Annotated in this window: 15 protein-coding genes; 8 read left to right on the top strand and 7 right to left on the bottom strand. The window is 36.0% G+C overall.

Translation table 11 applies throughout. From position 1 onward, the window contains the following. Positions 1-26 precede the first annotated feature (26 nt). The 5 genes from smpB to WKH12_RS02625 all read left to right on the top strand — a co-directional run bounded on the left by smpB (position 27) and on the right by WKH12_RS02625 (position 4,804). Complete coding sequence (smpB, locus tag WKH12_RS02645) at positions 27-476, top strand: SsrA-binding protein SmpB (protein WP_253309571.1); 450 nt, start codon at positions 27-29, stop codon at positions 474-476. 6 nt (positions 477-482) lie between these two features. After that, positions 483-1,274: a prolipoprotein diacylglyceryl transferase gene (lgt, locus tag WKH12_RS02640; RefSeq protein ID WP_341822686.1), complete on the top strand. Its 792-nt coding sequence runs from the start codon at positions 483-485 to the stop codon at positions 1,272-1,274. A gap of 1,070 nt (positions 1,275-2,344) precedes the next feature. Continuing rightward, positions 2,345-2,917, top strand: a complete 573-nt coding sequence (gene ruvA / locus WKH12_RS02635) for a Holliday junction branch migration protein RuvA (RefSeq protein ID WP_253309569.1) — start codon at positions 2,345-2,347, stop codon at positions 2,915-2,917. Further along, complete coding sequence (gene ruvB, locus WKH12_RS02630) at positions 2,914-3,888, top strand: Holliday junction branch migration DNA helicase RuvB (RefSeq protein WP_250296119.1); 975 nt, start codon at positions 2,914-2,916, stop codon at positions 3,886-3,888. The genes ruvA and ruvB overlap by 4 nt, the downstream gene beginning before the upstream one ends. Before the next feature lie 406 nt (positions 3,889-4,294). Continuing rightward, complete coding sequence (locus WKH12_RS02625) at positions 4,295-4,804, top strand: DNA-3-methyladenine glycosylase (protein WP_434732580.1); 510 nt, start codon at positions 4,295-4,297, stop codon at positions 4,802-4,804. A 19-nt stretch (positions 4,805-4,823) separates the two neighbouring features. Here the strand turns inward: WKH12_RS02625 and purF are convergent, their stop codons facing one another. Genes purF through WKH12_RS02610 form a run of 3 tightly spaced genes read right to left on the bottom strand, consistent with a single transcriptional unit; the run spans position 4,824 to position 8,850 of the window. Beyond that, a complete protein-coding gene (purF, locus tag WKH12_RS02620; protein ID WP_265016499.1) occupies positions 4,824-6,209 on the bottom strand; it encodes an amidophosphoribosyltransferase in 1,386 nt (461 codons plus the stop codon). Between the two features lie 25 nt (positions 6,210-6,234). Next, entirely contained in the window at positions 6,235-7,338 is a 1,104-nt protein-coding gene (gene rodA / locus WKH12_RS02615) for a rod shape-determining protein RodA (protein WP_434732579.1), read from the bottom strand. A gap of 45 nt (positions 7,339-7,383) precedes the next feature. Then, the gene (locus WKH12_RS02610; RefSeq protein WP_341822693.1) at positions 7,384-8,850 is read right to left on the bottom strand and encodes a proton-conducting transporter transmembrane domain-containing protein; all 1,467 of its coding nucleotides are present in this window, start codon (positions 8,848-8,850) and stop codon (positions 7,384-7,386) included. 64 nt (positions 8,851-8,914) lie between these two features. Here WKH12_RS02610 and WKH12_RS02605 point away from each other — a divergent pair, with 64 nt between their 5' ends. The 3 genes from WKH12_RS02605 to virB9 all read left to right on the top strand — a co-directional run bounded on the left by WKH12_RS02605 (position 8,915) and on the right by virB9 (position 10,660). Continuing rightward, complete coding sequence (locus tag WKH12_RS02605; protein WP_353275563.1) at positions 8,915-9,229, top strand: NADH-ubiquinone oxidoreductase subunit NDUFA12 family protein; 315 nt, start codon at positions 8,915-8,917, stop codon at positions 9,227-9,229. A gap of 2 nt (positions 9,230-9,231) precedes the next feature. Then, positions 9,232-9,687, top strand: a complete 456-nt coding sequence (gene mlaD / locus WKH12_RS02600; RefSeq protein WP_264731726.1) for an outer membrane lipid asymmetry maintenance protein MlaD — start codon at positions 9,232-9,234, stop codon at positions 9,685-9,687. Positions 9,688-9,874: 187 nt separating this feature from the next. Continuing rightward, positions 9,875-10,660 (top strand): P-type conjugative transfer protein VirB9, encoded by a 786-nt coding sequence (virB9, locus tag WKH12_RS02595; RefSeq protein ID WP_253309562.1) that lies wholly within the window; start codon positions 9,875-9,877, stop codon positions 10,658-10,660. A gap of 14 nt (positions 10,661-10,674) precedes the next feature. Here the strand turns inward: virB9 and WKH12_RS02590 are convergent, their stop codons facing one another. The 4 genes from WKH12_RS02590 to WKH12_RS02575 all read right to left on the bottom strand — a co-directional run bounded on the left by WKH12_RS02590 (position 10,675) and on the right by WKH12_RS02575 (position 15,742). After that, entirely contained in the window at positions 10,675-11,271 is a 597-nt protein-coding gene (locus WKH12_RS02590; protein ID WP_010082329.1) for a ribonuclease HII, read from the bottom strand. A gap of 6 nt (positions 11,272-11,277) precedes the next feature. Further along, positions 11,278-12,258 (bottom strand): phospho-N-acetylmuramoyl-pentapeptide-transferase, encoded by a 981-nt coding sequence (mraY, locus tag WKH12_RS02585; RefSeq protein ID WP_434732578.1) that lies wholly within the window; start codon positions 12,256-12,258, stop codon positions 11,278-11,280. 114 nt (positions 12,259-12,372) lie between these two features. Continuing rightward, a complete protein-coding gene (locus WKH12_RS02580) occupies positions 12,373-13,716 on the bottom strand; it encodes a hypothetical protein (RefSeq protein ID WP_434732577.1) in 1,344 nt (447 codons plus the stop codon). A gap of 4 nt (positions 13,717-13,720) precedes the next feature. Further along, positions 13,721-15,742 carry a hypothetical protein gene (locus WKH12_RS02575; RefSeq protein WP_434732576.1) on the bottom strand — a complete coding sequence of 674 codons (2,022 nt, stop codon included), beginning with the start codon at positions 15,740-15,742 and terminating at the stop codon, positions 13,721-13,723. Positions 15,743-15,780: the final 38 nt, after the last annotated feature.

The raw sequence follows: 15,780 nt of genomic DNA, 5'->3' as shown, positions 1-15,780 counted from the left end.
ATTGAAGCTTAAAGATATCTTTAGATATGGAAGTTATTGCAGAAAATAGGAAAGCAAGGTTTGAATATTTCATCTTAGAAGAATTTGAAGCGGGTATGGTCTTATTAAGCAGTGAAGTTAAATCGCTAAGAGAAAGAAAAGTAAATATTTCCGACGCCTACGTTATCGAAAAGAATAGCGAAATATGGCTGCACAATATGCATATTGCAGAATATAAAGCTGCAAACCGAAAAAATCATAAACCAAAAAGGGAACGTAAACTGCTTTTACATAAAAAAGAGATAAACAAACTAATTGGTCAAATCAAAACCGCTGGGATAACTGTTGTGCCGCTTTCGATCTATTTTAATGATAAAGGATTTGCAAAAACTAAAATTGCCATTGTAAAAGGAAAAAAACTCTACGATAAGAGAGCAACCATAAAACAGAGAGAGTGGGATCGTGAAAAAAGTAGATTGTCTAAGAATAATTTATAGCAAAATATGTCTTTAAATCCAGTAATTTTCAGCATCGGTCCTGTTTCTATATATTGGTATTCCTTAGCTTACGTTTTGGGTATAGTGTCTGCATATTGGTATTTACACAAGCTAGACGACCAAAAAATATTTACTAAGAATTTTTACGATTCGTTATTAACAGCCACTATTATAGGCATTATCCTTGGAGGTAGACTTGGCTACGTATTGATATATGATCCAGTTCTTTATATAAGCAACCCTATCGAGATATTGAAGACCTGGGAAGGAGGAATGTCATTTCATGGTGGTGCTATAGGAGTTTTGCTTGCAGTAATAATTTCGTGTAAAAGACATAACATTCCTATATTTTATGCACTGGACCTAGTTTCTTGCGGAGTTTCCATAGGTTTATTTTTAGGTCGCATAGGCAATTTTATAAACGGAGAGTTATTTGGCAGAGTTACAACTATGCCATGGGGTATGGTATTTCCAGAAAGTGGTGATAATTTGCTGCGTCATCCAAGCCAGCTTTATGAGGCACTTTTTGAAGGACTGCTACTTTTTGCAGTTGCAAATTCACTGTTTTTCTTGACTAGAATAAGACTGTATCACGGTGCGTTAACTGGTATTGCAGTTATGTGGTATGGAATAGCACGTTTTTTCGTTGAGTTTTTTCGCGAACCAGACTATCAAATTGGCTATTTGTGGCTTGATTTAACTATGGGGCAGTTGCTTTCTATACCTATGGTTTTGCTAGGAATGCTTGTATATCTAGGCGCATTAAATTTAAAATTTAATACGAAATCTGTTACATAGAGGAAAGGTGAGTTTAATAGAAAAATGTAGCCAGAAACCCTACATCATGCACAATTGTACGAATTTTCTGCGTTGCAGTAGAATGAATGTGAGATCCGATGTCATTCCAGCGTGTGACGCTAGGCCATAAAACTTGCTTGACAAACTCCGCCAGCCCCCTTGTTATGATAATAAGGGTATTTATGACTCAAAACTTGTTTTTGACCTGCAGGCTCAATGACAAAATTCAGTAAAAAACTCAGGGTATTTTTTGGCGGATTACATAAAATTATAGCGGCTGCATGTCTTTTTTATTTTTTCTACATTCAGCCAAATCGCGCTTATTTTAAGCGTTAGCACATTATTACAGCGCCACTTACAGTAATATAGAGTCAAAACTCGCACCACGGGGCTTCTTTTGCCTTTTTTTTATTTGGTAAATTTCTTAAATATCTTCTTAAATTTTATAGCTAATCAGTACTGGGATGACAAGAAAGGATCACTGCTATTATAGAGTGAAATGAGATCCCAGTGTCACGCACTGGGATGACATTATAGGAGCACTGGGATGACATTATAGGGGCGCTGGAATGACACCCTGACAATCGTCATCCCGCTACTTGTTAGCGGGATCTCTTGTTAGCGGATGAGATACCGCGGCGGTATGACGGTCTGCGGCGGTATGACAATTAAGCAATTCGTCATCCCGCTACTTATTAGCGGGATCTATGCCAAGAGATACCGTGAATAAATCACGGTATGACGTCTCGCTTGCAACCTATAGCCTTGTCATTCCAGTGCTCCTTTTTTTGTCATCCCAGCGTCACGCGCTGGTTTCAACATTATATCATGGACAAAATAAACTTTCTAAAATTCATTGAACTGTGCTTTCAAACGGTGGTACCGGGGTGTGAGTATAATGATTATCAGTATATAAAAGTCATAGCAGACAGACTTGAAGCGGCAAATGTTGGCAAAATGTGTCAAGGAAGTTTTTCGTTTCTATGAGCTACTTGGCTCTCTGTTATAATGTTCGTTTGCTTGACCTAAGATCCAGGAGTATTTAAACTGAACCCTATACAGTGCTAAAAATGATAGGAAATCTAAGCGGAATAGTTGATGAAGTGCGCAGTGATCACATAATCCTGAATGTGAATGATGTTGGCTATATGGTGTATCTCTCAGCCAAAACTTTAAATGCATGTTCCATCGGAAGTAGAGTTAAATTACTTATCGAAACCTATGCAAATAACAGAGAAAATGTCGCTCAGCTATATGGTTTTATAAGCAAAGAAGAACAGCAGTGCTTGAGGTTGCTTGTTAAAGTAAGCGGTGTTAGCTATAAAACTGCAATGTCAATTTTGAGTAAATTAACTCCAGAACAGCTGTTTTTGGCAATTATGAATGAAGATAAAGTAGCACTCAAGATGAGTGGACTTGGCATGAAACTCATAAATCGAATCATCACTGAATTAAGTGGCAAAGTGAGTAAATTAGAAATAAATAACAATAATTTTCATCCAATCAATGAAGATGCCCTTTCAGCATTGATCAATCTTGGGTATGAAAAAATGAAAGCTTATGATACGATAAAAAAAATACAAGACGAATCGTCAAATCTGGACACCAAGGATATTATTCGCATGGCGCTTAAAACATTATGAAATCAATATCGTGCGATAAAGAATATACTGAAGATGTGCGCAATATCAACATCAGACCTGAACAACTTGATGATTTTGTCGGGCAAAAAGACTTAATACAAAATTTAAAAGTGTTTATAAATGCTGCACAGACAAGAACTGAAGCCTTAGATCACGTTTTATTGTATGGTCCCCCAGGACTTGGCAAAACAACTTTAGCACAAATTGTTTCTAAAGAATTAAGGGTCAGCTTCCGCGCAACTTCTGGTCCTTTACTTAGTAAAGCTGGGGACTTGGCTGCAGTGCTTACCACTTTAAATGCAAAAGATGTTCTATTTATCGACGAAATCCATAGATTAAATCGCAGCATCGAAGAAGTTTTATATACTGCTATGGAAGATTTTTGCTTGGACATATTAGTAGGTGAAGGTCCATCTACTCGCACTTTAAGGATAGATCTACCACCATTTACGTTAATCGGAGCAACTACACGGCTTGGATTACTTTCTGCGCCACTCAGAGATCGTTTTGGCATTCCCTTGCATCTTGAGTTTTATTCTTTTGAAGAACTGGTTAATATTATAAAAAGAGGCGCAAGAGTTCTTTCTACTGAAATTGAAGAAAATGCAGCACGGGAAATTGCCTGCCGTGCACGTGGCACTCCAAGAATTGCTTTGAGGTTACTCAGAAGAATAAGGGATTTTGTTGAAGTGAAAGATGATAAAAAAATCACTTATGAAGTCGCTGATTCTGTATTGCTAAAATTGGGTGTAGACAAAATGGGACTCAATAAACTTGATATGCATTATCTAAGATTTTTATTCAACACCTCAGGACCTGTTGGAATTGACACTATATCTATTGCGCTATCCGAGGATGTTGGCAATATTGAAGAAACAGTAGAACCTTATTTAATCAAAATTAGTTTTGTAAAGCGCACACCAAGGGGGCGCGTTCTAACTGATCAAGCAAAGGAATATTTGAGCCTTTAATATTAGAGAGCTTTTTTACCATAATTCAATTATATATTGATTGGCATGATATCATATACTGGCATTTTTGTGTATAAAGGCATATATGTTAAATAGCACTGAAACTGTAGTTCAAATTAAAACTTCTCCATTTCGTATTCGCTAGTTATGCTATTCTAACTAATTAAGCTATGGTTTGTGGTAATAGGAAAAAACTGGATTCCAGCGTCACGCGCTGGAGTGACACCCTATGAGTGCTGCTTGCGTATATTCTCTCTTTCACCATCTCAGTGTTTCTTTCTTATTATGCCAGTACCATTTTCTTGTCATTCAAGTAGCTCCCCTTCTTGTCATCCCAGTGCTTGACACTGGGATCCAGAAATTCTTAAACTGAATTCTATATAGAACCTCAGAACAAAAATAAAAAATGGGTAGCACAATACTATCAAGAAATTTCTACGAGCGGCCGACCTTAACTGTAGCTGGAGAGTTATTGGGAAAAGTCCTCAAATTTTCTAACTTTAGTGGAATAATAACCGAAGTTGAAGCCTATATAGGAATGAATGACCCAGCTTGTCACGCGGCAAGAGGCTATACTAACCGAACCTCAGTAATGTTTGGTATGCCGGGGTTTTCATACGTGTATTTTATATATGGAATGTATTACTGTTTAAATATTGTAACAGAAGCAGAAGGGTTCCCAGCAGCAGTGTTAATACGGGGATTAAAGCTCATTGAACCGCTTGAAGCAAACTTAGGCGGACCAGGAATATTGTGCAAAAGATTAAACATTACAAAAGAACACAATAAACTGGACCTTACTATAAGCCACAAATTTTGTGTTTATGAATCTCATCTCAACCCGGATTATGTGTGCACTCCAAGAATCGGAATTAGTAAAGGCCAAGAGAAATTTTGGCGGTTTAAGATTTTCTAAACTTAAGATCTTGCGTAGACTATTTGCCAATCGGATAATCACCAGTGAAACAAGCATCGCAATATTGTGGTGTAGCATTGTTACGCACCTCTCCTTTAACAGCCTGATATAGTCCATCAATACTCAAGAAGGCTAGGCTATCTACTCCTATAACTTCCTTAATTTCCTCTACAGATTTATTTGCAGCAATTAAATCTTTGCACTCTGGCGTATCTATTCCATAAAAACAAGAATGCTTAATTGGTGGGCTTGAAATTTTGAGGTGAATCTCTTTTACTCCTGCATCCTTTAGCATAACTATTATATTTCTGAGCGTACTACCACGCACTATACTATCATCTATTAAAATTATGTTTTTACCTTTCAAAGTGTGCTTATTAGCATTGAATTTTAATTTTATTCTAACTTTACGTACTTCAGCGGTTGGTTGTATAAAAGTTCTTCCTATGTAATGATTACGAATTATCCCCAGTTCCATAGGTAATCCTGAATGCTTTGCATATCCAATAGCTGCAGGTATTCCAGAATCAGGTATTGGTACAACCATATTTACATTGTTTTTTGGTGGGCTCTCTTCTGCAAGTATTCTTCCTATTTCTTTTCTTATATCATATATGGACCTATTCTCCATTATGCTGTCTGGTCTCGAAAAGTAAACGTATTCAAAAATACAAAAACTTGATTTTTGCTGTGGGAAAGGAAACATTGAGGCTAGCTTACTATCCGAACTGATGGTAACTAATTCGCCTGGTTCTATTTCTCTAACAAACTCTGCATTTATTATATCAAGAGCACAAGTTTCAGATGCAAGAACGTAAGAACCGTTTAACTTTCCTAAAACAAGAGGCCTGATTCCAGATGGATCACGTACTCCAATAACTACTTCTTGATTGATTGCCACAAAAGAATAAGCACCTTGTATTTGCTTTAATGCATATATAAAACTCTCTAAAAAGCTATCTTTTTCACCGCTTGCTGTCAGATGCACTACTACTTCTGTATCAATATCTGACTGAAAAACGCACTCTTGTTTAATTAATTGTTCGCGTATCGGAGAAATATTAATTAAATTACCATTATGTGCTATGGCAAAATCCCCAAATTTGCCACTTTTGCCAAGCATGGGCTGCACTCCAAATTTACTACCACTTGTTGAGTATCGAACGTGACCTATTGCACAATCTCCAGGTAAGGATTTCTTTATTTCATCTATATCATCAAATACGCTGCTCACTTGACCTTGAAAGTGATAAGAGTGCAGCTTATCGTTGTTACTGGTTACTACGCCAAAAGACTCTTGACCTCTATGCTGCAAAGCGTGGAGAGCAAGTATAGAGTTAAATGCGGCATCGTTATTGCAGCTTATACCAAATACTCCACATTCCTCACGCATTTCATCTAGCATAAAAACTATTAAGTAAAGTTTAATTTTACTTTAGCATAGGTGAAATACAAGCATTTTGTTGTTCATCTGCTTTTATTGCCAGCAATAATCCTATGCATATCAAGCTTGCAGCAGTTGTACTTCCTCCATAGGAAAGAAATGGCAGTGGATCGCCTATCACAGGCAAGAGGCCTATTGACATTCCAATGTTTATAAAAAAATGAGCGCCAAAAAAAGCAAAAATCCCGATAGATACTAACTTAGAAAAATAATTTTTCGACCTATAAGCGATAGAGAAAATTATGCCAAGTAATGAGGTATAAAGCAAAATTAAAGCCATGCTACCTAAAAAGCCCCACTCCTCACTCAGCACTGCAAAAGCAAAATCCGTACGTTTCTCCGGCAAAAATCCAAGTTGAGTTTGACTTCCGTTAACAAAGCCCTTACCAAGCAAACCTCCTGAACCAATAGCTATCTGAGATTGCTGCGCATTATAACCTATTCCGAGTGGATCCACTGATGAATCCAAAAACGACAATATCCTTTGCTTGTGATAAGGACGTAAAAAAGGCCAAATAGCTGGTACTGCAAAAATGCCAAGCGTCCCATAAATTACTAAATGAGCTCTTTTTATTACTGCTGTGAATATAATTGATGCTCCTATAAACAACATTATCACAGCTGTGCCTAAATTAGGTTGCTTTAACACCAAGAATACAGGCAAGAAAATAATTATTACCGCCTTAAGCAATCTTTTAAATTCCATCATTTTATACACACTTTGCTTATCAAAATAACGAGCAAACGCAAGTATTAAGCCTACTTTTGCAAATTCTGATGGTTGCAAACTAATTGACCCAATTCTTATCCACCTCGTCGCACCCATTATGTGCGAGCCAAAAAAATTTACTGCTAATAGCGAAATCGCTGCTGCTATATAAAAAAAGTAGGCGTGCTTCAAATAAAAATCTAGCTCTATGAATGACATAGCTATAGCGAGTAGGAAAAAGAAGGAAAATATGACTATTTGGTGAATTGCAAATGGTACCCACTTTCCTCCAGCAGAAGAGTATTGAACAGCAATGCCAACGCAAAACAGCACTATCACGTTAATGACTAATAACCAATGAATCTTCTTCAGCCTATCCACACTTATAACCTTAAAGTATAGTAAAATATGAAACAAAGATAAAAATCAAAAAACCAACTTCTCAACTACTAACCGAATTGGAGTGCTATATATTCCAGTTACTATTGTTAAAGCTGCCATAAACAATAGACAGAAAAGCATAGGAAATGGCACATCATTAATTTTGTCCGGTGTCATTCCAGCGCTTGATGCTGCACTATTTTCAAAATACATTTTCTCTACCATCTTCCACATGTATATTAGTGCAAGAAAAGAACCGGCAGCAAAAGCTATCAGGGAAATCCACGCGCGAGATTCTATAACTGCTTTCATTATATACCATTTGCTTACAAAGCCATTTGTTAGCGGCACACCGACTAATGCTAAACTAAGTAGAGTAAACGCAAGTGCTGTATAAGGCATTGATTTCTTGAGTCCCGATAAATTCTCTATTTTTGTTGTATCAAATTTGTAAGAAATACATCCTGCAGCCATGAATAAAGATGTTTTTATTATGCTGTGGTTTACTATGTGAAGAATTGCTGCAAATACACCTGTTTTTGAGTTAAAACTCAGTGCTAAAATTATATAACCAATTTGGCTGACACTAGAATTAGCAAGCAGTCTTCTTATATCTTTTGCAGTTATTGCAGATATTGACCCAAATATAACAGCGCAAAGTGCGAGGATAATTATCACGTTGCTTAGTGATGGTTTAAATAAGAAGAAATTCTGATGGAAAACAGTATAGAAGATCCTAATGAAAACATATATCATCACTTTTGTCACTGTGCCTGAAAAGAATATGCTAATGAAACTTGGCGCCTCACTATATGCATTAATCAGCCACCTGCTTAATGGAAACAGTGCCATTTTAATTGAGAGACCAACAAAAATGAACAATGTGCCAAGTTTTATGATGTTGTTATCGTATAATGGAACTATTCTTTCAGCCATGTCAGACATATTGAGCGTTCCTGTCATGGAGTACAAAAGCCCAACACCAAACAAGTAAAACGTTGCCCCTATAGTGCCACTAATTAGATATTCAAATGCTGCAACCAAGGCTTTTTTATCCCTTCCCATTGAAACTAATACATAAGAAGAAAGAGATGAAATTTCCAAAAAAACATAAAGATTGAATATGTCGTTTGTTACTAGAATCCCGAGCAGTCCGCTTAAGCACAGTAGAAATAGAGAGTAAAAACCAGTGATTTTGTTTTTGCTAATTTCTTTTTCGTTAATATAAAAGCTATAAAGCACGCTAATCAGCGCTATAAAATTCACCAAAGTTAGAATCAAGGAGTTTAACACGTCGATTCTTAACTCTATTCCATGCGGAGGAGCCCAATTTCCAAGGTGATAAGTTATAATCTCGCCTCTATATGTTTTTATGAGTAGTATTGATGAAATGATAAGAGTGATTGTTGTTGCAATAAAAGAAATAAACCAAGATACCTTGTGTTTCTTGGTAAGAAAGCAAAACATTGATGCAATTATTGGTATAATAACTTGTAAAATTGGTAATTGCATTAAATTGTTGTTAATATATCGTTAAAGTATTAGTATATATAATACTTTTTGTTTTAATACTCTTATGTTATCTAAAATTTGTAACGCAATAAAACGCCTATTACGAAGAGAAGGTAAATTTGTAGGAAGAGATGAAAATGGAAATTCTTACTATGAATCAAGTAAAGGGAAAAGGTGGATTATGTATAGCAGTGTTTCTGAGCCTACAACAGTGCCTCCGGAATGGCATATATGGCTTCACTATACTGATAATGTAGTACCAGTTAATAATAAAAAAAGAAAAGTAAAACATACTCCTAATTTAACGGGTACAAAAGATGCATACTATCCAAACCAAAAAGTGAAAAATTACTATAAAAGCTGGAGTCCTGATAACTAAAGATGCGAAGGTCAAATATACTTGAAATAACCGCTGGATTATTTGTATTAATTTTCACTATTTTTCTGGTTTTCTTTGCTATTGATAAGCTATCTTACATAAAGAAAAACTATAAGGATTGCTATAAAATATATGGTCTTTTTGCTAACGCTAACGGTATAGGAGTTGGTGATAGTGTCAAGATCTCTGGTGTGGACGTTGGAAGCATAACTGGTGTGTCACTTGACAAAGCTACCTACATAGCACGAATCGATATGTGCGTAAGCCGAGATATAAAGTTGCCAGTTGATAGCTCAGCTCTGATCACTAGCAGTGGAGTTGTTGGCAGTAAATTTGTTAATATATCACCTGGATCAGATATTAAACTAATCTTGCACGGTGGTAAAATAGAGTATACTCAAGCTGAAGCAAATATGGGTGGAATAATGGACAGAATTCTTGGTATGTTTACGAAGTAAAAATGGCAGGATTCCAAGTATATCCGTTCAGGTGAAGCCTCCTGTAGTTCTAAAGTATTTAAGGAGTTTGCCTTATTTCTTGCCTTTTCTACCCCTTGCTAACCTATAATTGGGGTTTATAGTACAGCTTAACAGTTGCAGTGCATGTCTATCAATGATAAAATGAAGATTAATTTATTTTGATATTATGATTGGTTTACTGTTTGCCGTACTGTTGTTTTTTTGTGGTAGTGATGCACTTGCAAAACAGGAGCCACGTTCAATAGCTGGAGATAATCACATAAAGGTAATAAATTATAACCCACAAGCTATACATAAGTATACGGGTTTTTATGGTTATCAATCCAGCATATTGTTTGAACCAGGGGAGGTAATACAAAACCTTTCAATGGGTGATTCAACTGGTTGGCAACTCCTTCCTCAAGGTAACAGATTGTTTATTAAGCCTATAGATGATATTGCCGATACTAACGCAACTATAATTACCAATAAAAGAGTTTATTACTTTGAACTTCATGCTGAAGAAGCAACTGGACTAGATGATCCAAAATTAGCATATGAAGTAAGGTTTCTTTATCCATTATTTAGCAGTGATGAGATTTACACAACAAATAACGGCGATATCTTCGAACAAGCTAGTCATACCATTATTCCTGATATAAACGACATTGAAGTTGTAAAGAAGGGCTTAAATTTTAATTATTCCATCTCGCACGTTAAAGGCAGTCAGTCAATAATACCAATTAAGGTTTTTGATGACGGAAAATTTACATATCTACAATTCAATAAAATAAACTCTGATTTCCCGGCAGTTTTTATGGTTGATTCTGCAGGGTATGAGTCTTTAGTAAACTTCCGTACAGCTGACAACTACCTGATAATCGAAAGGGTGAGTTCAGTGTTTACCTTAAGGAATGGATCAAGTACAGTTTGCCTATTTAATGAAAACATGCCTTTCAAAAAAGGTAAGTGATTACTATCTAAAGGCTATAATGCCCGAGATATGGGTGCAAAGTTTTTTCTATGATGTTCTGTAATTCCATAAAGGCCAATAGCGTTAAGGTGCTCTTTTGTCCCATATCCTTTATTTTTATACCAATTATATTCAGGATGCTTATTGTGCAATTCTTGCATAAGCCGATCTCTCGTAACTTTTGCAACGATTGAAGCTGCTGCAATTGATGTACTCAAATTATCACCATTTACTATGGATTTCACTTGCCATTTCACTTCAGGTGGTTGATTACCATCAACTAGCACATAATCTAATTCTAGGTCCAGGTCTATCAACGCACGTTTCATTGAAAGTTTTGTTGCTTGCAAGATATTGTATGAATTTATTTCTTCTACGCTTGCCATTCCTATACCAAATTTTGCAACGGATGTTATTTTTTCATATAGGACTTGCCTACATTGAGGAGTCAACTTTTTCGAGTCGTTGATTCCATCAATAATTGTATTTCTATCAATAAACACTACGGCTGCGGATATTACTGGACCAGCTAGCGGACCTCTTCCAACTTCATCCACTCCTGCTATCACTCCTGATAATTTATTTTCTAATGTAAAGTCTGGGTATTTCATAGGTTTTTATAATAAGAAAGTTATAGTAAAAACTGAACAGATAATAGAAATTATCCAAAATTTCATAACGATTACATTTTCTGACCATCCCTTCTTCTCAAAGTGATGATGTATTGGTGCCATAAGAAAAACTCTTTTTCCTTCTCCATATTTAAACTTTGTATATTTAAAATATGATATCTGAATAATCACAGATAGAGTCTCTATTACAAAGATTATTCCAATAACGGCAAAAAGCACTTCTCTCTTCATTAAAACGCTAGTTAACCCTAAAGCTGCACCAATTGACAGGCTTCCAACATCACCCATAAATATTTTTGCTGGATGTGTGTTAAACCACAAGAAACTTAAAATAGCTCCTATAAATGCAATGCAGAATAAAGTAATATTCATATCTGCTTGAGTTATATATGCAATTAGCCCCAAAAAAGCAAAGGAAGTGATGACTTGAGTTGCAGCAAGGCCATCCAAACCATCTGTGAGATTCACAGCATTAGCAGAGCCGACAATTACAAACGCAGCAAACGGAACATATAGATAGCCAAAGTCGATTATTACTCCTTTAAATAGAGACGTTTTTGTAAAACCTTCAGCAGAGTATAGCTTAAGTATAGACATACTAACCAGAGTTACAATAAACTGAATAAGTATTTTGGTTTTTGCACTTAAACCTCGATAGTGATTTGTCTTCAATTTTAAATAATCATCAATAAATCCAAGTAGAGCAAAAAATAGAGTTATCAATATCAGCAGCAAAATTTCTAGTGTTAACTGAGCCCAGAGTAAAATTGGTAATAAAGAAGAAATCAGTATTATTATTCCGCCCATAGGTGGTACATTCTTTTTTGTTATTAAATGACTTTCTGGTCCACATGATCTAATTGGTTGCCCATCTTTACTTATTTTTTTTAGAAGCTTTATAAAATAGGGAAAAAGAATAAACCCAAAAACAAATGAGGTAAAAAATACTTTTGTAGCTAAGATCATCTGCTTACTTAAATTGACTAAGTATCATACCACCTATAGCTAATAAAGCCAACTTCTTTCATCCTATAGCCTATTCCTCTTTTACTTCATTTTTTCCTAACTTGGTGCGTATAATTACAATAACTCTGGAATGGTGTGAAGAATTATATTGTTATCTTCTGCAAAACAAAATTCGCTATTTTTATCTGTCCATTTATACATTTCTTTTAGATTAATCTCAGAAGAATCATAAGTATCATATTCCGTTTTTTTATGATAATCATAATAGTGAAACTTATTATTTTTATCAAAATAACCAAATTCATCAGTCAATGTAGCCTTTTTTTCACCCTTTCCACTATTTATTACTTCGAACACTACAGCTTGATGGTTACCTAGAGAATCTGGTTCAGCAATTCCTTCTGTAATAAAAAACGATGGCCGATGGCTAAGTAACTCACCAAGATTTAGGTTACGTTTTTCTTTCATACAACTCAAACTTATGAATTTATATTCATCTGAAACGTTCGAATACTGTGGATCGTATTTTTTATATTCAAAGAATTCATTACCTAAAAAATTACAAAACGTTAATTTATAATCATCATTATTAGATTTAATAACTTTTAAATAGTGAAAATCTCTTGGGATAACTACCTTCTCTTGTGTAACATGATTACGCATAATCAATTGATCATTGAACATGTAGTAACCTATTTTTGGAAGAGTAGCTATGGGCTTATCATTCAAGGCAACATTTGCTTCATAGATGTTATCCGATAACTCTTCCCCTTTTTGCAAAGTGAATTTCTGCTTTTCGTTGTTAGTCTCGGTTAAATTGCCTATTATTGTTGATACATCACTTATTGTTAATACACCACATTTATCTTTTGTGTATTGATACTGATAGCAGTTATCTTCATTATCTTTATCATATATTGAAACACAAGCTCCATCTTTGTCTGATATATAGATATTATCGTCTTTTATTGTAAAATAAAGACCACCTGTTTTTTGTTTGATCTTTTGTAGTACTGGGTCCTTTTCATCGTAAAAATTAATAAAGTTTAGTACTCCGGTTAACGCACCTTTCTCATAGCTATAAAGTGATAAACCTACACCAGAACTTGTACTGTCTTTTATGTATTTATCTGAAATTAATACTTCCTCTCCTAATCTAAGCTCTTTTATAATATCATCCTTATTTTCACCTATAATGTCCTCTTGTTCTATAATAAGGTTCTGTTCTTTGTTACCTTTTTTTACTTTCAGAGGTGAGTTCCCTTCATATAAAACTATATTATTGTTTTCCCACTTTAATTTTAAATTATTAGTATTCTCTATTTCCACCGTACCATTATTGTGTGAATAGATAGTATACCCATTGCCATTTCTCTGTAATATGTAATATGTGGTAGGAAGTTTAATCAACTTTTTATAAAGCGGATCTTTATTATCTATTCTAAATGTTTTTCCCATACTATTACCTTAAACAATTAACAGCCTTCAGATCAATCGCCTTGAAACTACTTGGAGGAGTGACATCGCTCATAAAACTCCTTGGCTGCTCGTTATCTGTTGCTGTTTTCTCAATATTAACAAACCCCCTTTGTTGCTCATTGTTTTCTAATGTTCTTTCCATACGATCTTTGAAAGTAGTCAAAAATCTATCAGTTTGTTTGTAATTTGGACATGATTTTTTTGCAGATAAATATAAGAGTTTTAACAGCTCGTTACGACTTTCATCATTAAATAATGACCTATCTAGAATGGTTGACTGTAGTTTTACTGGATCAAAATTTAGGCTTTTCTTTGGAATGCCGCATTTTGAAGCTGTTTCTTCTAATACTTTTTCAAATTTTGTAGCAATATCTGCTGCATCCATTACTTTTACCACTTGATTAAGCTCTTGTATTTTATTCTCTATTTTATATTCATCTTGTTTTACAAAAGGATAAAAGAAATTTATTACTTGAGATATAAATGAAGTTGGTCTACCTGCTCCACTTGTCACTGGCAGATTGTCTGAATTTTTAATTTCCCTCTTCTTTCTACGTACAGTACAAACCTGATCTGTAGGTTTTGTTTTACAAAAGATATCTTTTGTGTCACTATAAAATCTTTTCGTACTTTTTTGTGATTGCAATGCTTTACCTGCAAATCTTTCAGCAGCTTTGCTCACAGTTTCAGCTTTTTTTGTTAAATTCACTGTTTTATCGTGTAGTTTTGTAACATTACCTTCAGCGTCTTGAGCTTCTTTGGCAGATTTTTCAGAAGCAGTTTTAGCTACCTCTGCTGCTTTTTGAGCATTCTGAATTTCAATTTTTGTTTGATTCATCTTGCGCAGAAACTGATCAGCAACTGCAGCACCTATTCCATCTTCTCCCTTTGAGCCTTTAGGACCAGGCGCTCCTGTGTTGCCTTTAGGACCTACTCGACCTTGAGCACCTTTTTCTCCTTGCGTGCCATTAAAGCCTTGTAGACCTGGCAATCCATCCATTCCTGGTGCTCCAATTTCACCTCTATCTCCCTTGAGACCAAGATCACCTTTTATTCCAGGCATCCCTGGTAATCCATCTACTCCTTTGTCACCTTTTAATCCAGCCGTACCCGGCGCTCCGGTATCTCCTTTATCACCCATATCGCCTTTTGGACCAGCATCCCCTTTATTACCAGACACACCTGGCGCTCCATCTACTCCTTTGTCACCTTTTAATCCAGCCGTACCCGGCGCTCCGGTATCTCCTTTATCACCCATATCGCCTTTTGGACCTATGTCTCCCTGATCACCTTTTATTCCAGGCATCCCTGGTAATCCATCTACTCCTTTGTCACCTTTTAATCCAGCCGTACCCGGCGCTCCGGTATCTCCTTTATCACCCATATCGCCTTTTGGACCAGCATCCCCTTTATTACCAGACACACCTGGAGCACCATCTACTCCTTGAGGACCTACTGGACCTGAATCTCCTTTATCACCTTTTGGACCTACTAGACCTTGAGCACCTTTTTCTCCTTGCGTGCCATTAAAGCCTTGTAGACCTGGCAATCCATCCATTCCTGGTGCTCCAATTTCACCTCTATCTCCCTTGAGACCAAGATCACCTTTTATTCCAGGCATCCCTGGTAATCCATCTACTCCTTTGTCACCTTTTGGACCTACTAGACCTTGAGCACCTTTTTCTCCTTGCGTGCCATTAAAGCCTTGTAGACCTGGCAATCCATCCATTCCTGGTGCTCCAATTTCACCTCTATCTCCCTTGAGACCAAGATCACCTTTTATTCCAGGCATCCCTGGTAATCCATCTACTCCTTTGTCACCTTTTAATCCATCTGTACCTGGCACTCCGGTATCTCCTTTATCACCCATATCGCCTTTAGGACCTATGTCTCCCTGATCACCTTTTATTCCAGGCATCCCTGGTAATCCAACATCACCTTTCTCCCCTTGCGTGCCATTAAAGCCTTGTAGACCTGGCAATCCATCTACTCCTTTTGCACCCATATCCCCTTGATCACCTCTAGGACCTACTAGACCTTGAG

It is taken from the genome of Wolbachia endosymbiont of Zygogramma bicolorata (genome assembly GCF_051130665.1).
In the GTDB taxonomy this organism is placed as follows: Bacteria; Pseudomonadota; Alphaproteobacteria; order Rickettsiales; family Anaplasmataceae; genus Wolbachia.
Note: the sequence above shows the minus strand (reverse complement) of the source record. Positions and strands in the feature narration are given on the sequence as shown.